The organism is Nocardia stercoris (assembly GCF_003696265.1).
Lineage (GTDB): Bacteria > Actinomycetota > Actinomycetes > Mycobacteriales > Mycobacteriaceae > Nocardia > Nocardia stercoris.
The window spans coordinates 562655-586741 of record NZ_RFFH01000002.1; the positions used below are offsets into that span (position 1 = coordinate 562655).

General features: G+C 69.4%; 25 protein-coding genes and 1 tRNA gene. 17 read left to right on the forward strand and 9 right to left on the reverse strand.

Features of this window, described 5'->3' with window-relative positions:
• Positions 1 to 3 precede the first annotated feature (3 nt).
• The 3 genes from EBN03_RS07975 to EBN03_RS07985 form a co-directional block, all read right to left on the reverse strand.
• The gene (locus EBN03_RS07975) at positions 4 to 384 is read right to left on the reverse strand and encodes a nuclear transport factor 2 family protein (protein WP_122187242.1); all 381 of its coding nucleotides are present in this window, start codon (positions 382 to 384) and stop codon (positions 4 to 6) included.
• Complete coding sequence (locus EBN03_RS07980) at positions 371 to 934, reverse strand: MarR family winged helix-turn-helix transcriptional regulator (RefSeq protein WP_122187243.1); 564 nt, start codon at positions 932 to 934, stop codon at positions 371 to 373. Before EBN03_RS07980 ends, EBN03_RS07975 begins: the two co-directional genes overlap by 14 nt.
• A 65-nt stretch (positions 935 to 999) precedes the next feature.
• Positions 1000 to 1584 (reverse strand): TetR/AcrR family transcriptional regulator, encoded by a 585-nt coding sequence (locus EBN03_RS07985; RefSeq protein WP_122187244.1) that lies wholly within the window; start codon positions 1582 to 1584, stop codon positions 1000 to 1002.
• A 128-nt stretch (positions 1585 to 1712) separates the two neighbouring features.
• Here EBN03_RS07985 and EBN03_RS07990 point away from each other — a divergent pair, with 128 nt between their 5' ends.
• On the forward strand, positions 1713 to 2933 hold the full coding sequence (locus tag EBN03_RS07990) for an FAD-dependent monooxygenase (RefSeq protein ID WP_122187245.1): 1221 nt from the start codon (positions 1713 to 1715) through the stop codon (positions 2931 to 2933).
• Between the two features lie 77 nt (positions 2934 to 3010).
• On the opposite strand, the gene EBN03_RS07995 is transcribed toward EBN03_RS07990, so the two are convergent.
• On the reverse strand, positions 3011 to 3736 hold the full coding sequence (locus EBN03_RS07995) for a TetR/AcrR family transcriptional regulator (RefSeq protein WP_233608235.1): 726 nt from the start codon (positions 3734 to 3736) through the stop codon (positions 3011 to 3013).
• 101 nt (positions 3737 to 3837) lie between these two features.
• Here EBN03_RS07995 and EBN03_RS08000 point away from each other — a divergent pair, with 101 nt between their 5' ends.
• On the forward strand, positions 3838 to 4791 hold the full coding sequence (locus tag EBN03_RS08000; RefSeq protein ID WP_407671100.1) for an ABC transporter ATP-binding protein: 954 nt from the start codon (positions 3838 to 3840) through the stop codon (positions 4789 to 4791).
• The gene (locus tag EBN03_RS08005; RefSeq protein ID WP_122187247.1) at positions 4788 to 5549 is read left to right on the forward strand and encodes an ABC transporter permease; all 762 of its coding nucleotides are present in this window, start codon (positions 4788 to 4790) and stop codon (positions 5547 to 5549) included. Before EBN03_RS08000 ends, EBN03_RS08005 begins: the two co-directional genes overlap by 4 nt.
• Positions 5550 to 6101: 552 nt before the next feature.
• Here the strand turns inward: EBN03_RS08005 and EBN03_RS08015 are convergent.
• Entirely contained in the window at positions 6102 to 6578 is a 477-nt protein-coding gene (locus EBN03_RS08015) for a DUF6247 family protein (protein ID WP_122187387.1), read from the reverse strand.
• Between the two features lie 88 nt (positions 6579 to 6666).
• Entirely contained in the window at positions 6667 to 7371 is a 705-nt protein-coding gene (thiE, locus tag EBN03_RS08020) for a thiamine phosphate synthase (RefSeq protein ID WP_122187248.1), read from the reverse strand.
• A 199-nt stretch (positions 7372 to 7570) separates the two neighbouring features.
• On the opposite strand from thiE, the gene thiO reads away from it, so the two are divergent.
• The 6 genes from thiO to EBN03_RS08050 all read left to right on the forward strand — a co-directional run bounded on the left by thiO (position 7571) and on the right by EBN03_RS08050 (position 12735).
• Positions 7571 to 8716, forward strand: a complete 1146-nt coding sequence (gene thiO, locus EBN03_RS08025) for a glycine oxidase ThiO (protein ID WP_147471489.1) — start codon at positions 7571 to 7573, stop codon at positions 8714 to 8716.
• On the forward strand, positions 8716 to 8925 hold the full coding sequence (gene thiS, locus EBN03_RS08030) for a sulfur carrier protein ThiS (RefSeq protein ID WP_122187249.1): 210 nt from the start codon (positions 8716 to 8718) through the stop codon (positions 8923 to 8925). Before thiO ends, thiS begins: the two co-directional genes overlap by 1 nt.
• Entirely contained in the window at positions 8918 to 9688 is a 771-nt protein-coding gene (gene thiG, locus EBN03_RS08035) for a thiazole synthase (protein WP_122187250.1), read from the forward strand. The genes thiS and thiG overlap by 8 nt, the downstream gene beginning before the upstream one ends.
• Before the next feature lie 122 nt (positions 9689 to 9810).
• Entirely contained in the window at positions 9811 to 10752 is a 942-nt protein-coding gene (locus EBN03_RS08040) for an ABC transporter ATP-binding protein (protein WP_122187251.1), read from the forward strand.
• Entirely contained in the window at positions 10752 to 11534 is a 783-nt protein-coding gene (locus tag EBN03_RS08045; protein ID WP_122187252.1) for an ABC transporter permease, read from the forward strand. The genes EBN03_RS08040 and EBN03_RS08045 overlap by 1 nt, the downstream gene beginning before the upstream one ends.
• 313 nt (positions 11535 to 11847) lie before the next feature.
• Positions 11848 to 12735 carry an adenylate/guanylate cyclase domain-containing protein gene (locus tag EBN03_RS08050; protein ID WP_407671096.1) on the forward strand — a complete coding sequence of 296 codons (888 nt, stop codon included), beginning with the start codon at positions 11848 to 11850 and terminating at the stop codon, positions 12733 to 12735.
• Position 12736: 1 nt separating this feature from the next.
• Here the strand turns inward: EBN03_RS08050 and EBN03_RS34495 are convergent, their stop codons facing one another.
• Positions 12737 to 12892, reverse strand: a complete 156-nt coding sequence (locus EBN03_RS34495) for a hypothetical protein (RefSeq protein WP_199742659.1) — start codon at positions 12890 to 12892, stop codon at positions 12737 to 12739.
• A 149-nt stretch (positions 12893 to 13041) separates the two neighbouring features.
• On the opposite strand from EBN03_RS34495, the gene EBN03_RS08055 reads away from it, so the two are divergent.
• The 8 genes from EBN03_RS08055 to EBN03_RS08090 all read left to right on the forward strand — a co-directional run bounded on the left by EBN03_RS08055 (position 13042) and on the right by EBN03_RS08090 (position 22275).
• On the forward strand, positions 13042 to 14757 hold the full coding sequence (locus EBN03_RS08055) for an acyclic terpene utilization AtuA family protein (protein WP_122187253.1): 1716 nt from the start codon (positions 13042 to 13044) through the stop codon (positions 14755 to 14757).
• A gap of 73 nt (positions 14758 to 14830) precedes the next feature.
• Entirely contained in the window at positions 14831 to 15979 is a 1149-nt protein-coding gene (locus tag EBN03_RS08060; protein WP_122187254.1) for an acyl-CoA dehydrogenase family protein, read from the forward strand.
• On the forward strand, positions 15976 to 17574 hold the full coding sequence (locus EBN03_RS08065) for an acyl-CoA carboxylase subunit beta (RefSeq protein WP_122187255.1): 1599 nt from the start codon (positions 15976 to 15978) through the stop codon (positions 17572 to 17574). Before EBN03_RS08060 ends, EBN03_RS08065 begins: the two co-directional genes overlap by 4 nt.
• Positions 17575 to 17582: 8 nt before the next feature.
• Positions 17583 to 19592: an acetyl/propionyl/methylcrotonyl-CoA carboxylase subunit alpha gene (locus tag EBN03_RS08070; protein WP_122187390.1), complete on the forward strand. Its 2010-nt coding sequence runs from the start codon at positions 17583 to 17585 to the stop codon at positions 19590 to 19592.
• A 3-nt stretch (positions 19593 to 19595) separates the two neighbouring features.
• The gene (locus tag EBN03_RS08075; protein ID WP_122187256.1) at positions 19596 to 20759 is read left to right on the forward strand and encodes an acyl-CoA dehydrogenase family protein; all 1164 of its coding nucleotides are present in this window, start codon (positions 19596 to 19598) and stop codon (positions 20757 to 20759) included.
• Complete coding sequence (locus EBN03_RS08080; RefSeq protein ID WP_122187257.1) at positions 20759 to 21535, forward strand: enoyl-CoA hydratase family protein; 777 nt, start codon at positions 20759 to 20761, stop codon at positions 21533 to 21535. Before EBN03_RS08075 ends, EBN03_RS08080 begins: the two co-directional genes overlap by 1 nt.
• A 4-nt stretch (positions 21536 to 21539) precedes the next feature.
• Positions 21540 to 22154 (forward strand): TetR/AcrR family transcriptional regulator, encoded by a 615-nt coding sequence (locus EBN03_RS08085; RefSeq protein ID WP_122187258.1) that lies wholly within the window; start codon positions 21540 to 21542, stop codon positions 22152 to 22154.
• 48 nt (positions 22155 to 22202) lie between these two features.
• A tRNA-Glu gene (locus EBN03_RS08090) sits at positions 22203 to 22275 on the forward strand.
• Positions 22276 to 22364: 89 nt separating this feature from the next.
• Here the strand turns inward: EBN03_RS08090 and EBN03_RS34500 are convergent.
• Together EBN03_RS34500 and EBN03_RS08095 are read right to left on the reverse strand one after the other, a co-directional pair.
• Positions 22365 to 22517, reverse strand: a complete 153-nt coding sequence (locus tag EBN03_RS34500) for a hypothetical protein (RefSeq protein WP_199742660.1) — start codon at positions 22515 to 22517, stop codon at positions 22365 to 22367.
• Between the two features lie 139 nt (positions 22518 to 22656).
• On the reverse strand, positions 22657 to 24066 hold the full coding sequence (locus EBN03_RS08095; RefSeq protein WP_122187259.1) for an amidase: 1410 nt from the start codon (positions 24064 to 24066) through the stop codon (positions 22657 to 22659).
• Positions 24067 to 24087: the final 21 nt, after the last annotated feature.

Sequence of the window (24087 nt, forward strand, 5' to 3'; positions counted from 1 at the left end):
CTTTCAGCTGAGAACGCCTGCGCTGCGCATGATCTCGTGCCATCCGGTGGCGTCGAAGATCAGCGCGATCTCGGTGATCCGGCCGTCGCGCAGCCGAAAATGTTTTGCGGTGCGCTGGATTCCGACCGGCGTCGCGGTGTGCAGGTCGTAGATCAGGACGGCGCTGTCACCGGCGAAGAATTCCTCGAGCAGCTCGACGTGTCGGGTGATCGCGACCAGCTGCTCGATGCCCGCGAGATGTCCGGTGCGGTCGGTGGATTCGATCAGCGGGCTGCGGAAACTGAAGTCCTCGGCCAATTGTGCTGCGGCGGTGGCGATATCGGCGCGGCAGCGGGCCTCGTGGTAGGCGCGGACGGTGTCGGCGGTGGTCTCAGGGCTGGTCACGGTCGTTCTCCGGGGTCGAGTTCAGGTAGTGCTCGAGGTGGCGCTGGTTGTCGACGACCCGTAGGCACAGGTCGCGGAGCTGGGCGAGTTCGTCGGGGGTGAAGCCCCGGAAGACGGCGGCCATGGCGCGCTGGGTGGGTGCGCGGAACGATTCCAGCCAGTCCCGGCCGGCGGCGGTGGCGCGCACGCGCACCGACCGGCGGTCGTGCGGGTCGGTGGTGCGGTCGGCCAGGCCGTCGCGTTCGAGGGTGTCGACGAGGCCGGTGACATTGCGGGAGGTGACGCCGCAGGCGCGGGCGAGGTCGCCGATGGACAGGCCGTCCGGGGCGGTGCCCAGCCGGGTGAGCACGTCGAGCGCCGCGGTGCTCAGCCCGCGCCCGCCGCTGCCGCGGCTGCGCAGCCGGTCGACGGCCTGCCAGGCCGAGCGCAGCGCGGCGGCGGTTTCCAGGGGAGCGATATCGCCGTCGGCGGTGAAGGCGGCGAGCGAGGCGCGGGCGCCGGGGTCGTAGCGCAGGCCCGATTCGTCGACGAATTTATGTACGTCATTCATTATGAATGGATACTGTATTTCGTGGGCGACGAGACCGCAAGGGCGGCAACCTGATTCGAAGCGGCCTACCGGCTCGCATCCCCGCCGGTCAGCGCGGCCAGGACGCGCTGGATCTCCGCGCCGTCGGGGAACTCGGTGTCCGGTGCCAGCAGGATCTGCATCGCGACGCCCTGGAACAGCAGGAAGTAGAACTTCGCGATCGACAGCGCCAGGTCGTCCGGTAGCTCCGGGTGGGCGCGCTGGACGGATCCGGCCAGATCGGCGAAGGCGGTCGCGGTGGCGCCGCTCATGAACTCCTGCGCCTCGGGGTTGTGTGCGATCTGCACCCCGTTCTCCAGGCTGAGCAGGAGCTCCTCGTGGGCGTCGACGGCGATGTCGAGCATGCCCTGCCAGGTTCCGGCCAGTGATTCGGCGAGGGTGTGGTCCTGCCCGGATTCGATGATGGCGGCCTCGAGGCCGTCGCCGATGCGCGAGCCGGTCGCCTCCATGATGGCCTGGTTGACCAGCTTGTCCTTGGAGCCGAAGTGGTAGCCGATGGCGGCCAGGCTGACGCCGGCCTGTGCGGCGATGTCGCGGGCGGTGACCTTGGCGATGCCGCGTTCCAGGATCGCCTTGCGCGCGCCCTCGAGGAGGTCTTCTCGATTTCCCATGCCCCCAGCCTAGCAGCGTCTTAGACATCTGTTCCAGACGAATGTGCGAAAAGTGTTGACAGCTTGCTCATGTGTCTTATACAAATGTCTCAGACGAACGAACAACCCACCGAGGGAAGCGAAACATCATGAGCGCCAACACCACTGCCAGCAGCCTCCACGTCCTCGTCGCCGGCGGCGGCATCGCCGGAAACGCCGTCGCCCTGCAGCTGCTGCGGGCCGGTGCCCGGGTCACCGTCGTCGAACGGGCCGCCGAACCCCGCCCCGGCGGCCAGGCCGTCGACCTCCGCTCGGCCAGCAAGGTGGTCGCGGAGCGGATGGGCCTGCTGCCCGCCATCGCGAAGGTCCAGCTGGACGAGAAGGGGATGTGCTGGGTCGACCGGGACGGCCGCGTCTTCGCCGGTGCCTCGATGGAGGACATGGACGGCAAGGGCATCGTCGCCGACATCGAGATCACCCGTGGCGACCTGAACCGGGTTCTGCTCGACGCGGTCGCCGAGGCCGGCGGCGCGCTCGACTACCGCTACAGCGACTGGGTGCAGACCCTGGAGCAGGACGACAGCGGTGTCGACGTCGGATTCGCCTCCGGCCGCACCGGCCGCTACGACCTGGTCGTGGCCGCCGACGGCGTGCACTCCGCCACCCGCAACCTCGCGTACGGTCCCGGCGCCGAAACCTTCCTCGGCGGCTACATGGCCTTTTTCACGATGCCCAGCCCGGTGGGCTCGGACATCCGGCCCGGCTGGTTCGCCATGCACACGATTCCGAGCGCTTCCTTCGCCATCCGCCCCGACCACGACCCGGCCACCTCGAAGGCGATCATCACCATGCGCACCGATCAGCGTCCGGAGCTGCGCCGCGACGTCGAGGCGCAGAAGGAACTCATCCGCGGCGCGCTCACCGGCGCCGGCTGGCGGGCCGCCGAAGTGCTGGCGGCCATGGACAGCACCCCGGACTTCTACTTCGACGAGCTGGACCGCATCGACGTGGACTCGCTGTCGCGCGGCCGGGTCGTGCTGGTCGGTGACTCCGGGTACTGCGGCTCGCCGCTCACCGGGATGGGTACCGCCATGGCCTTCGTCGGGGCCTACATCCTGGCCGGTGAAATCGCCTCCACCCCTGATGATCTCGCCGGCGCCCTGACTCGCTACGAGGAGAAGGTCACGCCCTTCCTGGCCAAGGCCAAGGAGCTGCCCGGCGGTGGCCTGAAGATCATGCTGCCCAAGTCCAAGGCACTCGTCGCCATGGCGCGCTGGAACCTGAAGCTGATGTTCTCCCGCCTCATGCGGCCGGTGGCCGTGAAGATGTTCTTCTCCGCCACCGACGATTTCGAGTTGCCCAACTACTGACGAACCGATCCTGATCGATCGGTCATGTGCCACAACAGAATCGACGGCCGGTGCGGACTCCGCACCGGCCGCTGCCGTTACGGCGTGTTCGACAGCGCGGCGTAGCCGTCCAGCAGGCGGCCCAGGCCGAATTCGAAAAGACCCTCCGCCCAGCCCGATTCGGTGCCGCCGGGTGGGTTGTCGTCGTCCAGCGAGCCTTCCGCCAGGACTGCGGAGAGGGCCGGGAACTGCGCGGGGTCCAGTACCCGGCGCAGTACCGGAGCGAAATCGTCACTGTCGGTGGCGTCACGGGCGAAGCGGGCCTGGCTGATCACGAACAGCGAGAGATTCAGCAGCAGTAGCAGTTTCATCTGGGGCGGGAACGGGCTGTCGTCCAGCGCGGCCAGGCCGGTCTCCAGCCAGGCCATATTGTTCGGGCCGCGTGGCGGCCCCGAGATCGGGATGTCCAGCCAGAACGGGTGCCGCTGGATCGTGCGGTATTCGGCGCGGGCCCAGATCTCCAGGGCGGTGCGCCAATTCGCGTCGGCGGGCAGTTCCGGCGGCAGGCCGATGACCCGGTCCTGCATGAGTTCGATGAGCGTGTCCTTGCTGTCCACGTAGCGGTACAGCGACATGGTGGTGAAGCCCAGCTCCTGTGCGACCCGGGCCATCGACACGGCGACCAGACCGCCCTGTTCGGCGACGGTGACCGCGGCGTCGACGATCTGCTCGGTGCTCAGCGCGCGGCGGGGGCCGCGGCTGCCGCCCGAGCCCAGGCCCCACAGCAACTCGACCGCCCGCGGCAGTGGTTCCGATGGTGTCACCCGGCCTCCGTTCTCTCGTCTCGGATGTCATCTTGCCCCTTCCCAAAACTGTGTATGGCATACATACTATCTACGACATACACAGTTATGGAGGGATGTCGATGGAACCAGCCACCGCACCCGCGATCTCGGTTCGCGGGCTCACCAAATCCTTCGCCGGTACGACGGTGCTCGACGGCATCGACCTGGAGGTCCCCGCCGGAACCGTCTTCGGCCTGCTCGGGCCCAACGGGGCCGGCAAGACCACCACCGTGCGGATCCTCGCCACCCTGGCCCACGCCGAGGCGGGCACGGTCCGCGTCTGCGGCCACGACCCGGCCACCGCACCCGCGGCCGTGCGACAGTGCATCGGCGTCACCGGACAGTTCGCCGCGGTGGACGAAATGCTCACCGGCGCGGAGAATCTCCGCCTCGTCGGGCGGCTCCAGCACCTCGGGCGGCGCGAGACCGCCCGGCGCACAGCGGATCTGCTCGACCGCTTCGGGCTCGGCGAGGCCGCGAGCCGACGGGCCGGGACCTACTCCGGCGGGATGCGCCGCCGGCTCGACCTGGCCATGAGCCTGATGGGCGACCCGGCCGTCGTCTTCCTCGACGAACCGACCACCGGCCTCGACCCGCGCAGCCGCCGCGAATTGTGGGTCACCGTACGCGAACTCGTCGCCACCGGCGTCACCGTCTTCCTCACCACCCAGTACCTGGAGGAGGCCGACCAGCTCGCCGACCGGATCGCGGTGCTGAACGACGGCCGCATCGTCGCCGAGGGCACCCCGGCGCAGCTCAAACGCCTCGTACCGGGCGGCCACGTTCGCGTGGAGTTCGCCGATCTCGCCGCGCTCCGGCACGCGGCCACCGTCGTGCCGTCCGCCGAGGTCGACACCGACGACCTGGCGCTGCGGATCTCCGGGTGCGGCACCGCCACCGACCTGCACGACCTGCTCGGGCGTTTCGTCGATCACGGTGTGGCCGTGGGCGATCTGAGCATCCACACCCCCGACCTCGACGACGTGTTCTTCGCCCTCACCGCCCCCGCCGACCGAAAGGTATCCCTGTCGTGACCACGCACATCGCCGCCGATTCGTGCACCATGCTCGGCCGGAACATCCGCCACTCCCTGCGCAGCCCCGACTCGATGGTCATGACGATCGCCCTGCCGATCACCATCCTGCTGCTGTTCGTCTACGTCTTCGGCGGCGCGCTGCGCGGCGACGGCCACTACCTCGAGTACGTGGTTCCCGGAATCCTCTTGCTCACTTCGGGTTTCGGTGCGGCCACCACAGCCATCACGGTGTCGACGGATCTGCACAACGGCATCGTCGACCGGTTCCGCACCCTCGCCATCGCCCGATCCGCCTGGCTCACCGGGCATGTCGCCGCCAGCCTGCTGCGCAACCTGCTCTCCACCGCCGTCGTCGTCGGCGTGGCACTCGCCATCGGCTTCCGCCCCACCGCCGACCCGCTGCGCTGGCTGGCCGTCGTCGCCCTGCTTTCGCTGTTCATCACCGCCCTGTCCTGGACGGCCGCCACCCTGGGCCTGCTGGCCCCGAATCCCGAAGCCGCCCAGGGCTTCACGTTCAGCTTCATGTTCCTGCCGTACGTGAGCAGCGCCTTCGTCCCGCCGGACACCATGCCCACCTGGCTCCGCGGCTTCGCCCGCCACCAGCCGGTGACCCCGATGATCGAAACCATGCGCGCCCTACTGACCGGCGGCCCGATCGCCGACCACGCCTGGACGGCACTCGCCTGGTGGGTGCCGATCACCGTGGTCGGCGCCACCGCAGCCCTGCTGATGTTCGCCCGGCGCATCCGCGAATGAACCGAACGGCCGGAGTTTTCTCCGCTACTGTGCTCGCCATGGACGAATGCGAGCCGGTTCCGGGCACGCCGGACGTCCGAAAGTGCCCACGCCACTACCGGTTTCGACAGCGGCCGGTCTCTCACGCCCGAAGAAATGCACGAGATGATCGTCGAACAGATCCGGCTGCGAGTCGATCGGCGCTGACGAACCGGCGGGGGCCTTCGATTACTCGGTTTGCTTCGGGTGTCCTGGCCCGGCATGGACGACCCAGGCGGTGCGATTCGTGTCGTCGACGAGGTACCACATTCTGCCACCCGCGGTAACTTCGTACTGCCACCGCTCGAGCTCTGATCCCTTCCAATTCCCCTTTCCGAGGGCACCTTTCAGGCGGTGTTGCCGGTCGGGGTGGGAGGCGTCCCGAGGATCGGATCGCGTCGAAGGCGCGACGGAGATTTGCCGGAGCTCGCCGTCCCAGTTGCTCCCAGCCGTTGGCGGCATCGCTGTTGGCGAATCGCAGGTCGAATTCGGTGCCGACGGCGGGCGGTGCTGCGCGTTCCCCGCGCTTCGGGCTCATTCGGTGTCCCGATTGTCGCCCGGAGGCACGGCGGGACCCAGGTCGCCCTCGGCGGCGCGTGTGAGCTGGGCGTGCAGAACCGGGTCGGCATAGATCTCGGCCGAATGCCGCCACTGTGTCAGCAGTGTCGCGAGCGGTGTCAGATTCCCCAGAGCGGTCGCCCCGCGCGCCACGTCTACCAACTCTCGGACGAATAGATCGACATCGGCGTCGGGCAGAAAGGTCACCCACGGTACTGCGTCCGGCAGAACCTCACGAACCGCTCCTGTGCCGAGACGGCTCACCACGCTAGCCAGCAACCGTGCGGTGAAATCGACAACAACGCCCTCCGATTCCAGCTGCTCGACCCGCATCAGTGCGAGATCGCCGGCATCACGACGTCGTAGGCGTAACGCGCGCACGCTGTCGAGCAGGCGGGTGGTCACCGCCGGCCGGTGTAGCAGTTCGCTGAACGGGACGATGTCATACGCCATGACATCCACACTACCTTGGATGTCTGAAAATGGACCCTGGTGGACGAGGTCGGAAGGGCGAGCAGTGCTGGTGCGCTGGTAGTGGTCCTCAGTTGTCCGAGATGTTCTCGATCAGGCGGTCCTTGAGCGCGCGCGCTGCCGCTTCCGGGTCGGCGGCGGCCGTGATCGCGCGGACCACCACGATGCGGGTGGCGCCCGCTACCAGAACCTCGTCCAGGCGCTGGGCGTCGATGCCGCCGATGGCGAACCAGGGGCGGTCCGGTGCGGCGGCGGCGGTCTCCCGGACCAGATCCAGGCCGGCGGCCGGGCGGCCGGGCTTGGTGGGGGTGGTCCAGATCGGGCCGGTGCAGAAGTAGTCGATGTGTTCGTCGGTGGCGGCGCGGTGGGCCTGGGCCGGGTCGTGGGTGGAACGGCCGATCACGACCTCGGGACCGACGATGCGGCGGGCGGCGGCGGGCGGGAGGTCGTCCTGGCCCAGATGCAGGACGTCGGCGCCCGCGGCCGCGGCGATATCGGCGCGGTCGTTCACGGCGACCAGGGCGCCGTAGCGGGCCGCGATGGCTCGCAGCTCGGTCAGCAGATCCAGTTCGGCTGCGGCCTCCAGAGGGCCGAACTGCTGCTCACCGCGCGAACCCTTGTCGCGCAGTTGGATGATGTCGACGCCGCCGGCCAGCGCGGACTCGGCGAAATCGGCCAGGTCACCGGTGTCACGGCGGGCGTCGGTGCACAGGTAGAGCCGGGCCGAGGCCAGGCGTTCGCGCGGGGAACGGCGGGAGGATCGGGACGGCTGCACCCCCTCGACGGTAGTCGCGCTACCGTTGGGGACGGAAACAGCCGGGCTGTTCCCCGTGTCGCGTGGGTTGGCCACAAGACCCGCTCCGCGGACGGAGCCGGCCGGACCGGGGGCCCAGGCGGGTGGCGACGCGAATCCGGTGTGCGTGCGCCCCGGCCCGGTGGCGAACGGGGTTCCCGGGAACCCAGCGAGGTGGAAGATGCGAACCCTGGCCGTCGTGGGCGGAGGTGTGATCGGCCTGGCGGTGGCCTGGCGAGCCGCGGCGCAGGGCTGGACGGTCACCCTGCACGACCCGGCCGTCGCATCGGGGGCGTCCTGGGTGGCGGGCGGCATGCTGGCCCCGCTGTCGGAGGGCTGGCCGGGGGAGGAAGCCGTCTTCGACTTCGGCGCCGCGTCCCTGGCCCGCTGGCCCGGCTTCGCCGCCGACCTGCGCACGGCTACGGGCGTGGACGTCTTCACCGCCGACGCGACCCTCACCGTCGCGCTGGATGCCGCCGACGCCGCCGACCTGCGCACGGTCGCCGATTTCGCCGCCACCGCTTCCACCCTGTGGACAGCTGGGGACAACTTCACCGAGCCCGAATCCATGCGGCTGCTGAACCGCGCCGAAGTCCGTGCGGCGGAACCGGGTCTGGCCCGCACGATTCGTGCCGGGCTGCTGTCGCCGCGGGAACCGGCCGTGGACAACCGGCTGCTGGTCGGCGCGCTGCGGCAGGCCGCCGAACAGGCCGGGGTGCGATTCGTCGCCGCGGCCGTGGACGACCTCGCGAGCCTCGAATCCGACCGGATCGTGCTGGCCGCCGGTGCGGCGTCGGCCCGACTGTGGCCGGGCCTGCCGGTGCGGCCGGTCAAGGGCGAGATCCTGCGGCTGCGACAGCGGCCGGGCGCGCTGCCGCCGCCGCGGCACGTGGTGCGGGCGCGGGTGCACGGGCGGTCGGTGTATCTGGTGCCACGCGCGGACGGAATGGTCGTCGGCGCAACCCAATACGAGGCCGGCTTCGATACCGAGGTGACCGTCGCTGGGGTCCGGGACCTGATCGCCGACGCCGAGGCCGTCTTCCCCGCGCTCGGTGAGTACGAATTCGCCGAGGTGAGTGCGGCCGGACGGCCCGTCACGCCCGACAACCTGCCGCTGCTGGGCCCGCTGGACGACCGGGTGCTCGCGGCGACCGGCAACGGCCGCAACGGAATTCTGGGTGTGCCGCTGTCCGTCGACGCCGTGCTGTCCGCGCTGGCGGGCAGCACGCTCGACGACGCGAAAGCGGCCGACCCGCACCGCTTCCCGGGTGTCGCCGCGGCACTGCCCGGCGAAACCTTCACTCCCGCAGCACCAGGAGGTCAGTAATGCCGATTCCTATCGGTGTCACCGTCAACGGTGAGGATCACGAGTTCGCCGAGGAGCTCAGCGTGCGCGAGCTGCTGACCCGGCTCGGACTGCCGTGCAAGGGCATCGCGGTCGCCGTCGACGGCACGGTGTTCCCGAAGTCGCGCTGGGACGAACCGGTCGGGCGCGGCTGGGAGATCGAGGTGCTGACGGCGGTGCAGGGTGGCTAGCGGGACCGGTCTCGAACCGCTGCGAATCGCCGACCGCACCTTCGGTTCCCGGCTGATCATGGGCACCGGCGGCGCCGACAACCTCGCGGTCCTGGAGGAGGCGCTGGTCGCCTCCGGCACCGAGCTGACCACCGTCGCCATGCGCCGTGTCGACGCCGCGGGCGGTACCGGCGTGCTGGACCTGCTGAAACGCCTGGACATTGCGCCGCTGCCCAATACCGCCGGCTGCCGCACCGCCGCCGAAGCCGTGCTCACCGCCCAGCTCGGCCGCGAGGCCCTCGAAACCGACTGGGTGAAACTGGAAGTCATCGCCGACGAACGCACGCTGCTGCCGGACGCCATCGAATTGGTCGACGCCGCAGAACAATTGGTCGACGACGGCTTCACAGTACTGCCCTACACCACCGACGATCCGGTGCTCGCGAAACGCCTGGAGGACGCCGGCTGCGCCGCGGTGATGCCCCTGGGTGCTCCGATCGGCACCGGCCTCGGCATCGGCAACCCGCACAACATCGAGATGATCGTGGCCGCCGCCGGTGTCCCCGTGATCCTCGACGCCGGTATCGGCACCGCCAGCGACGCCGCGCTCGCGATGGAACTGGGCTGCTCCGCAGTACTTTTGGCGACCGCGGTCACCCGCGCCCAGCACCCTGCCCTGATGGCGGAGGCCATGGCCGCCGCAGTCCGGGCCGGTCACGCCGCCCGCCACGCCGGCCGGATCCCGAAACGGTTCTGGGCCCAAGCCAGTTCGCCCGCCCGCTGAATCCGCCCACACCCTGATCCCCGGATCGGGACCGCTTCTCAGGGTTGCGTCATCCTCGAGGATGACCCGGCCGCGACCTGCGGCCGACGCGGGGTGAGTCCGGTGGCCGGGATACTGGGCCCATGATCGAAGTGAGAGGACTCACCAAGCGGTACGGGGACACCCTCGCGGTCGACAACCTGTCCTTTACGGTCCGGCCCGGTCAGGTGACCGGGTTCCTGGGCCCGAACGGCGCGGGTAAGTCGACCACGATGCGGATGATCCTCGGCCTCGACAAGCCGACATCCGGGGTCGCCCTGATCAACGGCAAGCCCTATGCCGAGCTCGACCACCCGCTGCGACACGTCGGTGCGCTGCTGGACGCGAAATGGGTGCACCCCAACCGTTCCGCCCGCTCCCACCTGCGCTGGATGGCCGCGTCCAACAGCATCCCGCAGTCCCGCGTGGACGAGGTGCTGCGTCTGGTCGGCCTCACCGAGGTGGCCGGCAAGCGGGCGGGCAGCTTCTCCCTGGGTATGTCGCAGCGGCTCGGCCTCGCCGGCGCGCTGCTCGGCGACCCGAAGATCCTGCTGTTCGACGAGCCGGTCAACGGCCTCGACCCGGAGGGCATCCACTGGATCCGCCGGTTCATGCAGACCCTCGCCGCCGAGGGCCGGACCGTGCTGGTCTCGAGCCACCTGCTCTCCGAGATGGAGCAGACCGCGGAACACCTGGTCGTCATCGGGCAGGGAAAGCTGTTGCAGGACACCAGCACTCGTGACTTCATCGAGCGCTCCTCGGAGGCCACGGTCCGGGTCCGCAGCCCGCAGCTGGCCGAGCTGCGCAGCCTGCTCACCTCCAAGGGCATGACCGTGCGCGAGGACGGCGCCCGGGACGGTGTTCCCGGCGGCCCCGCCCTGCTGGTCGTCGGCAGTCCCAGCGACGAGATCGGCCTGCTGGCCGGCGCGAACGGCATCACCCTGCTCGAACTGGCCCCGCAGCGGGCCTCGCTCGAGGAGTCCTTTATGCAGATGACCGGTGGTTCCGTCCAGTACCACGGCGAGGTTATGGGAGGTGCGCTCTGATGGGCGTCATCGCAGCGGAACGCATCAAACTCACCTCGACCCGCTCCCCCTGGTGGTGCTCGGCCATCGTGGCGGCGCTCGGTCTCGGCTTCGCGGCACTGTTCGCCTACCTGGCGAACAACCAGCTGCACCACCCCCCGAAGGGGAACGAGCAGCCGCTGCTGCTCACGCCGGATATCGCGGCCAGCGGTGTCGAGGGCTTCGGCGTCATGGTCCTGATGATCATGGCGGCCCTGATGGTGACCAGCGAGTACCGCTTCGGCATCATCCGGACCACGTTCCAGGCCACTCCGAACCGGGTCTTGGTCATCCTCACCAAGGCCGGCCTGGCCGGCTTGCTGAGCGCGGTCCTCACGGGCGTGCTGGCGGCGCTGTCCTTCGGGATCGCGAAGGCAATGGGTGGCGACGCCGCCACGCTGTCGCTACACCTCGACACCGCCGGGCAGTGGCGGTCGATGTACGGCATCCCGATCTACGCCTTCCTGGCCTCGGTGCTGGCGGTGGCCGTCGGTGTGCTGGTGCGCCAGTCGGCCGCGGCGATCTCGATCGTGGTGTTGTGGCCCTTGCTGATCGAGGGTCTGCTGGGCAATATCGGCAGCTTCGGTGACACGGTGAAGCCGTTCCTGCCGTTCGCCAATGCCGCCCGCTTCCTGGCCGCAGACAACGCCAGGACCAGCGCGCACTGGCACTGGGGTGCGTGGGGTGGGCTGGCCTACTTCACGTTCGTCGTCGCTGTGGTCCTCGCGGCGGCGCTCTACAGCGTGCGCGAACGCGACGCATAGAACCACGTGGCCGCGGATCGCACGAGCGTTCCGCGGCCACGGCGCCGCCGGCTTCGCGCCGGTGGCCGATGTCGGCCCGGTGTGCGGACCCCTACCCCGCGCGCCGGGCCGATATCGTCGGAGTGACGGGCCCCACACTCCGAGGCCGTGATCGAGAAGATCCTGGTCGGTAGGCTTTCTGCAGGGCCCCACGTCGGCGCCCTTCGCGGACCCATCGAAGCGCCCGTCCACCCTTGGCAGCTCAGAGAAGGGTGTCTTCATGTCCATGCTCGGACCAGTGCCCGGTGGCGACAGCCTGGGCTACCCTCGTTTCGTGAGCGAGACACCTACCGGTGGTGACGACGGCACCGATGAGGTGGTCATCCCCCTGAGCCCGGTCACCGACCGAGCTCGCCGGTCCGGCCCGCGCCGCCGCGGGCAGCAGTCGGCCCTGGAGAACGCCGACAGCCGCAAGGATCTGGTCGCGGCCATTCGCAAGGCCCGCGAGGTGCTGCCCGGCGATCCCGCGTTCGGTGATCCGCTCTCCGTGTCGGGTCCCGGCGCGCCCGAGGCGGTCGCGCGCGCGGCCAGCCAGTTCGTCGGTGACACACCCAGCGCGGCGAAGGAGATCGGGCTCGGCGCCCTGCAGGTGTGGCAGGCGATGCTGGAACGGGTCGGCCGTGGGCGCGGCACCCAGGAGATGACGATCCTGTTCACCGATCTCGTGGCCTTCTCGACCTGGTCGCTGGCTTCCGGCGACGAGAAGACGTTGAACCTGTTGCGCAAGGTGGCCAAGGCGATCGAGCCGCCGGTGTCCGAGAACGGTGGCCGGGTGGTCAAGCGTATGGGCGACGGGATGATGGCGGTGTTCCCGTCCGCCGACGGCGCGGTGCGGGCGGCGCTGGCCGGTCGCACGGCCCTGCGCGAGATCGATATCGACGGCTACAAGCCGCAGATGCGGATGGGCCTGCACACCGGGACGCCGCGCGAGATCGGCGGCGACTGGCTGGGTGTGGATGTCAACATCGCGGCCCGCATGATGGAGGCCGGTGGCAACGGCAACACCATGCTCTCGCAGGCCACGCTGGAGGCCCTGGACTTCGACACCCTCGACAAGCTGGATCTGCGGGTCAAGCCGTACCGCCGGGGCGTGTTCGCGCCGCCGCTCAACGGCGTGCCCGACAACCTGAAGATCTACCGCCTGGAATCGGTCAAGAAGTAGCTCACACGACCCAGGCGAGCGCGGCGACCGCGGACAGCACGCCGCAGACGGCCAGCGCGACCGCGAGCCAGCGGACGGTCTTCCAGGTGCTGTAGGCGCCGCCGAACAGAAAACCGGCCAGGGCCAGGCCGAATACCACGATCACGGGATGGGACATGGGTCCATCCTGCCGTACCCGATTCCGGGCCGAAGACAAGCACGGGCAATTAACAATCACGCAGGCTTGATTTTTTCTGGACCCGATGTGACCCTGGAACCGATACGGCGCCGACGGCGTCCGTGGCGACGGCTACACAGGAGGCATGGATGGCCGCACTCGGCGACGATCCGGAACTCGTCCGGATCGGAAACTGCTCCGGGTTCTACGGCGACCGGCTCAGCGCGATGCGCGAAATGCTCGAGGGCGGGCAGCTCGACGTGCTCACCGGCGACTATCTCGCCGAACTCACCATGCTGATCCTCGGCCGCGACCGGCTCAAGGACCCGAACCTCGGCTACGCGAAGACCTTCGTGCGCCAGCTCGAGGACTGTATGGGGCTCGCGCTCGACCAGGGCGTGCGGATCGTCACCAACGCCGGCGGGCTCAACCCGGCGGGCCTGGCCGACAAGCTGCGCGAGGTCGCCGGCAAGCTCGGCCTGCACCCGAAGATCGCGCACGTCGAAGGCGACGACATCACCGCGCGCGCAGGCGAATTGGGTCTCGGCAACACCCTCACCGCCAACGCCTACCTGGGCGCCTGGGGCATCGTGGAATGCCTGAACGCCGGCGCCGACATCGTGGTCACCGGCCGGGTCACCGACGCCTCGGTGATCGTCGGACCCGCCGCCGCCCACTTCGGCTGGGGCCGAACCGATTACGACGCCCTCGCCGGTGCCGTGGTGGCCGGCCACATCATCGAGTGCGGGCCACAGGCCACCGGCGGCAACTTCGCCTTCTTCACCGAGATCCCCGACCTCACCCGCCCCGGCTTCCCGATCGCCGAGATCCGCCGCGACGGTTCGAGCGTGATCACCAAGCACACCGGAACCGGCGGCGCGGTCACCGTCGACACGGTCAGCGCCCAGCTGATGTACGAGATCCAGGGCGCCCGCTACGCCGGACCGGACGTGACCACCCGCCTGGACACCATCACGGTCACCCAGCAGGACACCGACCGGGTCCTGGTCTCCGGCGTCACCGGTGAGGCCCCGCCGCCGCAGCTCAAGGTGTCGCTGAACACCCTGGGCGGCTTCCGCAACGAGATGGAGTTCATCGTCACCGGTCTCGACATCGAGGCCAAGGCCGCGCTGGCCCGCCACCAGCTCGACGCCGGGCTCACCGTCCGCCCCGCCGAGATCGAATGGACCCTCGCGCGGCTGGACCGACCCGACGCCGACACCGAGGAGACCGCCAGCGCGCTGCTGCGCTGCGTGGTGCGCGACAGCGACCCGAAGAAGGTCGGTCGCGCCTTCTCCGCCACCGCGGTCGAATTGGCGCTGGCCAGCTACCCGGGCTTCACCTTCACCGCCCCGCCCGGCGACGGCGCGCCCTACGGTGTGTTCACCGCCGGTTACGTCGACGCCGCCGCGGTGCCGCATATCGCGGTCCTGCCGGACGGCACCCGCGCCGAGATCCCACCCGCGAGCGAGACACTGGCCCTCGCCGATGTACCGGAACCGGCACTGCCACAGGCATTTCCGGCCGGACCGACCACTCGGGCACCGCTGGGCCGGGTCGCGCTGGCGCGCAGCGGCGACAAGGGCGGCAACGCAAATATCGGCGTCTGGGTGCGTACCGACGACGAATTCCGCTGGCTCGTCGGTGCTTTGACCGTCGACCAGCTGAAAGTGCTACTGCCCGAGGCCGCGAAGCTCACCGTGCACCGGCACGTGCTACCCAACCTGCGGGCCGTCAACTTCATCATCGAAGGCCTGCTCGGTCAGGGCGTCGCCTATCAGGCGCGCTTCGATCCGCAGGCCAAGGGGCTCGGAGAATGGCTGCGGGCCCGCTACCTCGACATCCCGACGGAGTTTCTGGCATGAACGGTCAGAGCGCGCAGGCGGCAGCGCAGCGTAACCACGCAGCGCTCCCGTTCATGCCAAAGGAGATACAGCCATGAGTGTGTGGACCACCCCCGAACGGCAGGCGCTGCGGGCGACCGTGCGCGGATTCGTCGAGCGCGAGGTGCGGCCGTACCTCGACACCTGGGAGCGCGAAGGTGCGCTGCCGCGCGAATTGCACAAGAAGGCAGGCGAACTCGGCCTGCTCGGGATCGGCTTCCCCGAGTCGGCCGGCGGCTCGGGCGGTGACCTCGTCGACGCCACGATCGTCGCCGAGGAACTGCACCTCGCCTCCGGCTCCGGCGGGCTGTCGGCCTCGCTGTTCACCTGCGGTATCTCGGTGCCGCACATCATCGCGTCGGGCAACCAGGAGCAGATCGACCGCTGGGTGGCGCCCACGTTGTCCGGTGACCTGATCGGCTCGCTGGCCATCACCGAGCCGGGCGCCGGATCCGATGTCGGCCACCTCACCACCACCGCGGTGCGCGACGGCGACCACTACATCATCAACGGCGCCAAGACCTTCATCACCTCGTCGACCCGGGCCGACTTCGTCGTGACCGCGGCCCGCACCGGCGGCCCCGGTGCGGCGGGGATCTCGCTGATCATCGTGCCCACGGACACACCGGGATTCACGGTCACCCGCAAGCTGGAGAAGATGGGCTGGCTGTGCTCGGACACCGGCGAGCTGTCCTACGTGGACGTGCGGGTGCCGGTGACCAACTGCGTCGGCCCGGAGAACTCCGGATTCGCCCAGATCGCAGCGGCTTTCGTCACCGAGCGGGCCAGCCTCGCGGTGCAGGCGTACTCGCTCGCGCAGCGCGCGCTGGACCTGACCGTCGAATGGTGCCGCAACCGTGAGACCTTCGGCCGGCCGCTGATCTCCCGCCAGCACGTACAGATGACGCTCACCGATATGGCTCGCCGCGTGGACATCTCGCGCGTCTACACGCGAAACCTGGTGGAGCGGTACAGCGCCGGTGAACTGAACTTGATCGCCGAGGTCTGCTTCGCCAAGAACACCGCGGTGGAGAACGGCGAATGGGTGGCCAATCAGGCCGTACAGCTGCACGGCGGCATGGGCTACATGCGCGAATCCGAGGTCGAGCGCATCTATCGCGACATCCGCCTGGACGGCATCGGCGGTGGCGCCAACGAAATCCTGACCATGCTCGCGTCGAAACTCCTGGGGTATCAAGCATGACCGTCTTCAAGTCCACGCTCGATGCGTCGAGCCCGGAATATGTGGCGGCCGCGGAGGCCATGACCACCAAGCTCGCCGAGGTCGAGGCCGAATTCGCCAAGGCGATCGCCGGCGGTGGCCCGGACAAGGTGGCCCGGCACCACAAGCGCGGCAAGCTGACCGCGCGCGAGCGCATCGAACTGCTGCTCGACGAGGACAGCCCGTTCCTGGAGCTGTGCCCGCTCGCGGCCTGGGGCAGCGAATTCCAGGTCGGCGCTTCGACGATCGCCGGGATCGGCATCGTCGAGGGCGTCGAGTGCATGATCGTCGCGCCCGACCCCACCGTGCGCGGTGGTGCCTCCAACCCGTGGACGCTGCGCAAGCAGTTCCGGATCAACGACATCATCCGGGAGAACCGCCTGCCGGTGATCTCGCTGGTGGAGTCGGCCGGTGCCGACCTGCCCACGCAGAAGGAGGTCTTCATCCCCGGTGGGGCGATGTTCCGTGACCTCACCCAGGCATCGGCCGACGGAATCCCCACCATCGCACTCGTTTTCGGCAACTCGACCGCCGGTGGCGCGTACATCCCGGGCATGAGCGACTACGTCGTGATGGTCAAGGACGGCGCCAAGGTGTTCCTCGCGGGGCCGCCGCTGGTGAAGATGGCGACCGGTGAGGACTCCGACGACGAGACCCTCGGAGGCGCCGAGATGCACGCGCGCACTTCGGGTCTGGCCGACTACATGGCCGCCGACGAGCAGGACGCGATCCGGCTCGGCCGCTCGATCGTGCGCCGGCTGAACTGGAAGAAGCAGGGCCCCGAGCCGCGCGCCGAGGTGATCTCGCCGCTGTACGACCCCGAGGAACTGCTCGGCATCGTGCCCAGCGACCTGAAGATCCCGTTCGACCCGCGCGAGGTCATCGCCCGCGTCGTCGACGGCTCCGACTTCGACGAGTTCAAGCCGCTCTACGGTTCCAGCCTGGTCACCGGATGGGCCGAGCTGCACGGCTATCCGATCGGCATCCTCGCCAACGCGCGCGGCGTGCTGTTCTCCGAGGAGTCGCAGAAGGCCACCCAGTTCATCCAGCTGGCCAACAAGAAGAACGTGCCACTGCTGTTCCTGCACAACACCACCGGCTACATGGTCGGCAAGGAGTACGAGCAGAAGGGCATCATCAAGCACGGCGCCATGATGATCAACGCGGTCTCCAATTCGAAGGTGCCGCACATCTCGCTGATCATCGGTGCCTCCTACGGCGCCGGCCACTACGGCATGTGCGGTCGCGCCTACAATCCGCGCTTCCTGTTCGCTTGGCCCAGCGCGAAATCCGCGGTCATGGGCGGGGCGCAGCTGGCCGGTGTGATCACCATCGTGCAGCGCGCGGCCACCGAGGCGCGCGGCCTGCCGTTCGACGAGGCGGGCGCCGAGGCCATCCGGGCGATGGTCGAGGCACAGATCGAGGCCGAGTCGCTGCCGATGTTCCTGTCCGGTCGTGTGTACGACGACGGCATCATCGACCCCCGCGACACCCGCACCGTGTTGGGTATGGCGTTGTCCGCCATCCACAACGCACCGATCCAGGGCGCCGAGGGCTTCGGCGTCTTCCGAATGTGAGCCGCGAGATGATTACGAACGTCCTGGTCGCCAACCGCGGCGAGATCGCGCGGCGGGTCTTCGCGACCTGCCGTCGGATGGGTATCGCCACCACTGCCGTCTACTCCGACGCCGACGCGCAGTCGCCGCACGTCGGCGAGGCCGACGCGGCGATCCGCCTGCCCGGCAACACCCCCGCCGAGACCTACCTGCGGTCCGAGCTGATCATCGCCGCAGCGCATGCCGCCGGCGCCGACGCGATCCACCCCGGCTACGGATTCCTCTCGGAGAACGCCGAATTCGCGCGGGCCGTGCAGGAGGCGGGGCTGGTGTGGATCGGCCCGCCGGTCGCCGCCATCGAGCAGATGGGCTCGAAGGTGGAGTCCAAGAAGATGATGGACGCCGCCGGCGTACCGGTGCTGAAGGAACTGGACCCGGCCGAGGTCACCCCGGACCTGCTGCCGGTGCTGATCAAGGCGTCCGCCGGTGGCGGCGGGCGCGGTATGCGCGTGGTCCGCGATGTCGCCGAACTGGCCGGCCAGATCGAGGCCGCGCAGCGCGAGGCGCAGTCCGCGTTCGGCGACCCGACCGTGTTCTGCGAGCGGTATCTGGAGACCGGCCGCCACATCGAGGTCCAGGTCATGTCGGACCGGTTCGGCACGACGTGGGCTGTGGGCGAACGGGAATGCTCGATCCAGCGGCGGCACCAGAAGGTCGTCGAGGAGGCGCCGTCGCCGTTGGTGGAGAAGATCGACGGCATGCGGGACCGGTTGTTCGAGGCCGCTCGCCTGGCCGCCGGTGCCATCGGCTACGAGGGCGCGGGCACGGTCGAGTTCCTGGCCGACGAGAAGGGTGACTTCTTCTTCCTGGAGATGAATACCCGTCTGCAGGTGGAACATCCGGTAACCGAGCAGACCACCGGCCTGGACCTGGTCCGGCTGCAGTTGCAGGTCGCCGCCGGTCTGCCGCTGCCTCAGGCGCAGCCCGCGCAGCGCGGCCACTCGATCGAGGTCCGGCTCTACGCCGAGGACCCGGCGCAGGACTGGCAGCCGCAGTCCGGTCCGGTGCACCACATCGAGATCCCGTTCACCGCAGGTGAATTCACCGTACTGAACGAGGCCGGGGTGCGACTGGACTCCGGTGTCGCCGACGGTTCACAGGTCGGCGTCTTCTACGACCCGATGCTGGCGAAGGTCATCTCCTACGCCGACACTCGTGCCGAGGCCGCGCACCTGCTCGCAACGGCGTTGCGGCGGGCCAAGATCCACGGCCTGGTCGTCAACCGCGACCTGCTCGTCCGGGTGCTCGAGCACCCCGCGTTCCTGGCCGGCGACACCGACACCGCCTTCTTCGCCACCCACGGTCTGGAGAACCTCTCCGCACCACTGGTTTCCGCGGCCGACGAGCGACTGTCCGTCGTCGCGGGCGCCCTCGCCGACGCGGCCGCCAACGCCGCACGCAGCCGGATCGGCGGCCGATTCCCCAGTGGCTGGCGCAATCTCGCGTCCCAGCCGCAGATCAAGTCCTACGAGAGCCGGACATCGGGCACGCACGATGTGCGATACCGGTTCACTCGCAACGGGATTCAGGTCGAAGGGTTCGACGGGCTCGAGCTGCTCGAACTGTCTCCGGAAAAGGTCGTCCTCGGTGTGCCCGGCGCGCGCGGCACGGTGCGTCGGCAGTTCGAGGTCGCCCGCTACGGCGACCTGGTGTGCGTCGACTCGCCGCTCGGCCCGGTTGCCGTGCGCCGCCTGCCGCGGTTCACCGACCCCGCCGACCACGTCGCGGCCGGTTCGCTGCTGGCGCCCATGCCCGGCAGCGTGATCCGGCTCGGCGCCGCGGTCGGCGACCACGTCCAGCAGGGCCAGCCGATCCTGTGGCTGGAGGCCATGAAGATGGAGCACACCATCACCGCGCCCGCCACCGGCATCCTCACCGCCCTCAACGTCACCGCGGGACAGCAGGTCGAGGTCGGCGCGATCCTCGCCGTCGTCGACGACGAAAGTGCCGCAGCCGCAGCCGAATCGAACCAGGAGTAACCCATGACCGGCTTCATCGAAACCGAGGAACAGCAGGCGCTGCGGGCCGCGGTGGCCGCCCTGGCCGCCAAATACAGCTACCGCGACTATGTGCTGCCGCGCGCCCGCAAGGGCGAGCCGCTCACCGAATTGTGGGACGAGGCAGGCGCGCTCGGCTTCCTCGGTGTGAACCTGCCCGAGGAGTACGGCGGCGGTGGCGCCGGCATGTACGAGCTGGCGCTGGTGATGGAGGAACTGGCCGCGCAGGGCGCCGGGCTGCTGCTCATGGTGGTGTCCCCGGCCATCGTCGGCACCATCCTCACCAAGTACGGCACCGAGGCGCAGAAGCGGAAGTGGCTTCCGGGCCTGGCCGACGGCAGCTCCAAGCTGGTGTTCGGCATCACCGAACCCGACGCCGGCTCCAACTCGCACCAGATCACCACCACCGCGCGGCGCGACGGCGAGGACTGGATCCTCAACGGCCGCAAGATCTTCATCTCGGGGGTCGACCAGGCAGACGCGGTGCTCATCGTGTCCCGCACCGAGGACCACAAGACCGGCAAGCTGAAGCCGGCGCTGTTCCTGGTCCCGGTCGACGCTCCTGGGTTCCACAAGACCCAGCAGGAGATGGACATCATCGAGCCGGACCACCAGTTCACGCTGTTCCTCGACGATGTGCGGCTGCCGGCCGACGCCCTGGTCGGCGCCGAGGACGCCGCGATCGCGCAGCTGTTCGCGGGGCTCAACCCCGAACGCATCATGGGTGCCGCCATGGCGATCGGCCTGGGCCGCTACGCCATCGCGCAGGCCGTGGCGTACGCGAAGGAACGGCAGGTGTGGAAGTCGCCGATCGGTGCGCACCAAGGCATCTCGCATCCGCTGGCGCAGGTGAAGATCGAACTGGAACTGGCCAGCCTGATGCAGCGCAAGGCCGCCGCGCTGTACGACGCCGGGGACGAGTTCGGTGCCGCCGAGGCCGCGAACATGGCGAAATACGCTGCGGGCGAGGCGAGTATCAAGGCGCTCGACCAGGCCGTGCAGACCTTCGGCGGTTCCGGCCTCACCGCCGATGTGGGCCTGGCGTCCATGCTGGGTGCCGCGCGGATCTCGCGGATCGCGCCGGTGAGCCGGGAGATGATCCTCAACTTCGTCGCCCAGCATTCGCTCGGCCTGCCGAGGTCGTACTGATGACAGAGCCTTTCGTCCGGTACGAGGTGAGCGACGGGTTCGCCGTCCTCACCTTCGACTCGCCGCACAACCGCAATGCCATCTCGTCCCGGCTGGTGGCCGAACTGCTCGCCGGACTCGAGTCGGCGGCCGCCGACCCGCGGGTGCGGGGCGTGGTCCTCACGCACACCGGCACCACGTTCTGCGCCGGCGCGGACCTGAAGGAGGCCCTGGACGCCGATCCGGCCGCGGCCGCCGACACCCGCACCGGCTGGATGGTCGAGGTGCTGCGCCGCATCCTCGCCCTGCCCAAACCGGTGATCGCGCAGATCGACGGCAATGTGCGGGCCGGTGGCATGGGCATCGTGGCGGCCTGTGATCTGGTGGTGGCCGGGCGGGGCAGCAGTTTCGCGCTGACCGAGGCCCGGCTGGGCCTGGCGCCGTTCGTGATCTCGCTGACCCTGCTGCCGCGGCTCACCCCGCGTGCCGCGGCCCGGTACTTCCAGACCGGCGAGACGTTCGGTGCCGCGGAAGCCGAGCGGATCGGGCTGATCACGGTCGCGGCCGACGATCCGGCGGCCGAGGTGGCGCGGTTGCGGTCGCAGCTGCGGCTCGGTTCTCCGCAGGGGCTGGCCGAGAGCAAGCGGCTGGTCTCGGCGCCGATCCTGGCGTCCTTCGACGGTCGGGCCGAGGAACTGGCGAAGCGGTCCGGCAGCTTCTTCGGGACACCGGATGTGATCGAGGGCATGACCGCCTTCTTCCAAAAGCGGCCGCCGACCTGGGCACAGGCAGAATAAGCCCATGGCTACACCCCACGAACCCAAGCAGGACCGCAGCCGGGCCACCCGGCAGCGGCTGCTCGAGGCGACCATCGACTGCCTGGCCGAACACGGCTGGGCGGCCGCCACCGTGTCGGTGGTCGCCGAACGGGCCGGGGTGTCGCGCGGCGCGGCCCAACATCACTTCCCGACCCGCGAGGACCTGATCACGCAGGCCGTGGAGTACATGTTCGACACTCGCATGGATCAGGTGAAGGCCGAGGCGATGGCGCTCGGCCAGGTCGACCAGGGCGCCGCTCGCACCCTCGCGGTGGTGACCGCGCTGGTCGAGTCCTACTCCAGCCAGCTGTTCAAGGCCGCGTTGCAGGTGTGGACGCACGCCGCCGCCGACGAGGCCCTGCGGTCGCGGATCGTGCCCCTGGAAGCGAAGGTCGGCCGGGTCGCCCACCGGGTCGCGGTCGAAGCGCTCGGCGTCGACGATTCCGACCCGGTGGCCCACCACCTCGTCCAGGCCACCCTCGATCTGGCCCGCGGCCTGGGCCTGGCCGATGTCCTCACCGACGACTCGGCCCGCCGCAAGGAGATCGCCGAGCAGTGGGCCGCCACCCTCCATGTGGCGCTGACCACTCCTCGCTGAAACGATTTGGTCACCGCCTGGTTACCCCGTAGACTGATACCGCAACAAGGTCCCGTCGTCTAGCGGCCTAGGACGCCGCCCTCTCACGGCGGTAGCGAGGGTTCGAATCCCTTCGGGACTACTCAACGAGGCCCATGCTCATCGATGAGCATGGGCCTCGTTTCTTTTGCGCCGCCGATTCGGCTGTCCTGATCGGGAGCGCATCGTGTCTCACCAGCCGAATATCTCTGCCTGGTCGATGGATTCGTCGTCCCAGCGGGATTCGAGTTGGCGGCGTTCGAGTTCGGGGAGGTCGGGGGACCAGCCGCAGCGGCGCCAGAAGGTTTCGCGGTGGTTGTCGTCGAGGGGGCGCTCGTGGGTCATGAGCCAGGCTAGGGCGGAACCGGTTGCGGTTGAGGGTGGTTCGGGTGGGTGCGATATTCGGAGTCGGGGTGGTTTCGAATCGTGATGTGGTGGAGCCGGATCGCTGTCGGTGTGATGCGCCTGTGATTGGTCGTCGCGATCAGTCGGTCGTGGTGCGGATATCCGGGAACGGTCGGGCGGCTTCGAATTCGTAGGCCAGTTCCAGGAGGGTGCGTTCGCCGCCGGCGGGGGCGCAGAGCTGGATGGAGCCGGGGAGGCCGTTCGAGTTCAGCGCGTGGGGGAGGGCGATCGCGGGGCCGCCGCCGATGTTGTTGAGCGGGGTGAAGCCCACGTAGTCGACGAGGGCGGTGAACACGGTCTCGAAGGGCTGATCCGTGGCGAGCTTGCCGATCTGTGGCACCGGGTGCGACAGCGTCGGGGTGAGCAGGACGTCGAAGTCGGTGAAATGGCGCTCATAGATCGCAGTGCCGCCGCGCAGGCGGCGGATGGCGGGGATCAGGGAGAAGGGGTGGCGGGCCAGGTTCCCGGCGAGGCCTTTGGTGAACGGGTCGAGGCGGCGCGGATCGAAACCCGAGCCGTATCTGGCCGCGCAGGTCGCGCTCAGCACGATCGCGAACAGCGACCAGTACAGCTCGAAGTCGTCGATGAACCTGGGCTCGGCCTGGATTCGAGTCTCGGTGATCTCGTGGCCCTGCGCGGCGAGTACCGCGACCGCGGAGCCGACCACGGCGTCCACATCGGGATGGGCGCGCCGGCCGCGGACGTCGTCGCGGATGACACCGATCCGCAACCGGCGCGTGCCCGGCCCCTCGACCAGGCCGACCGGCCGCAGTCCCGGTGCGGCACGGAACTTCTCGGCCACGGCGAGATAGTGGGCGGTGTCGCGCACGGTCCGCGTGACCACCCCCTCGGCGACCAGGTTCACCGGAAGTGCCCGCGCGCCGGGCTGATCCAGCAGCCGGCAGCGCGTGGGCTTCAGCCCGACCAGCCCGGTGGCGGCGGCCGGGATACGGATCGAACCGCCGCCGTCGTTGGCGTGGGCGATCGGCACGGCCCCGGACGCGACCAGCGCCGCCGCACCACCGGAGGATGCACCCGCGGAATACTCTGTGTCCCAAGGGTTCCGGGTCGGAGGCCGGCCCGCCCACTCGGTGCTCGCGGTGAGCCCGAACTCCGGCATCGTCGACTTGCCCAATGCCACGAAACCCGCGGACAAGAACTGCGCGGCGGGCGGCCCGTCGGACTTCGACACCCGCGCCGTGATCGTCGCCGCCGAACCGTGCCGTGTAGGCATCCCGGCCACATCCGTGTTGTCCTTGACGAAAGTCGGCACCCCGGCGAACGGCCCGGCCGCGGCCGCCTGCCCCCGAGCCCGCTCGAAGGCCTCGAACGCGACCGCGTTGAGCTGCGGATTCACCTGCCGCACCCGCGCGATCGCGGCCTCCAGCACCTCCGCCCGGCTCACCTCTCCGGAACGGATGCGCGTGGCGACTCCGAGCGCGTCGAGATCGCCGAGCGCGTCGTCGATGAAGCAATGAACCCGGGCCACGATCCGTGCACCTCCTGCGAG

Coding starts and splice junctions, on each gene's coding strand:
- EBN03_RS08075 (WP_122187256.1), top strand. CDS start 19,596: ATGACCGGCTTCATCGAAACCGAGGAACAGCAGGCGCTGCGGGCCGCG.
- EBN03_RS34495 (WP_199742659.1), bottom strand. CDS start 12,892: ATGTCCCATCCCGTGATCGTGGTATTCGGCCTGGCCCTGGCCGGTTTT.
- EBN03_RS08070 (WP_122187390.1), top strand. CDS start 17,583: ATGATTACGAACGTCCTGGTCGCCAACCGCGGCGAGATCGCGCGGCGG.
- EBN03_RS08060 (WP_122187254.1), top strand. CDS start 14,831: ATGAGTGTGTGGACCACCCCCGAACGGCAGGCGCTGCGGGCGACCGTG.
- EBN03_RS08055 (WP_122187253.1), top strand. CDS start 13,042: ATGGCCGCACTCGGCGACGATCCGGAACTCGTCCGGATCGGAAACTGC.
- EBN03_RS34500 (WP_199742660.1), bottom strand. CDS start 22,517: ATGACCCACGAGCGCCCCCTCGACGACAACCACCGCGAAACCTTCTGG.
- EBN03_RS08080 (WP_122187257.1), top strand. CDS start 20,759: ATGACAGAGCCTTTCGTCCGGTACGAGGTGAGCGACGGGTTCGCCGTC.
- EBN03_RS07980 (WP_122187243.1), bottom strand. CDS start 934: ATGAATGACGTACATAAATTCGTCGACGAATCGGGCCTGCGCTACGAC.
- thiO (WP_147471489.1), top strand. CDS start 7,571: ATGCGAACCCTGGCCGTCGTGGGCGGAGGTGTGATCGGCCTGGCGGTG.
- thiS (WP_122187249.1), top strand. CDS start 8,716: ATGCCGATTCCTATCGGTGTCACCGTCAACGGTGAGGATCACGAGTTC.
- EBN03_RS08065 (WP_122187255.1), top strand. CDS start 15,976: ATGACCGTCTTCAAGTCCACGCTCGATGCGTCGAGCCCGGAATATGTG.
- EBN03_RS08085 (WP_122187258.1), top strand. CDS start 21,540: ATGGCTACACCCCACGAACCCAAGCAGGACCGCAGCCGGGCCACCCGG.
- EBN03_RS08015 (WP_122187387.1), bottom strand. CDS start 6,578: ATGGCGTATGACATCGTCCCGTTCAGCGAACTGCTACACCGGCCGGCG.
- EBN03_RS07990 (WP_122187245.1), top strand. CDS start 1,713: ATGAGCGCCAACACCACTGCCAGCAGCCTCCACGTCCTCGTCGCCGGC.
- EBN03_RS08045 (WP_122187252.1), top strand. CDS start 10,752: ATGGGCGTCATCGCAGCGGAACGCATCAAACTCACCTCGACCCGCTCC.
- EBN03_RS07985 (WP_122187244.1), bottom strand. CDS start 1,584: ATGGGAAATCGAGAAGACCTCCTCGAGGGCGCGCGCAAGGCGATCCTG.
- EBN03_RS08040 (WP_122187251.1), top strand. CDS start 9,811: ATGATCGAAGTGAGAGGACTCACCAAGCGGTACGGGGACACCCTCGCG.
- EBN03_RS08000 (WP_407671100.1), top strand. CDS start 3,838: ATGGAACCAGCCACCGCACCCGCGATCTCGGTTCGCGGGCTCACCAAA.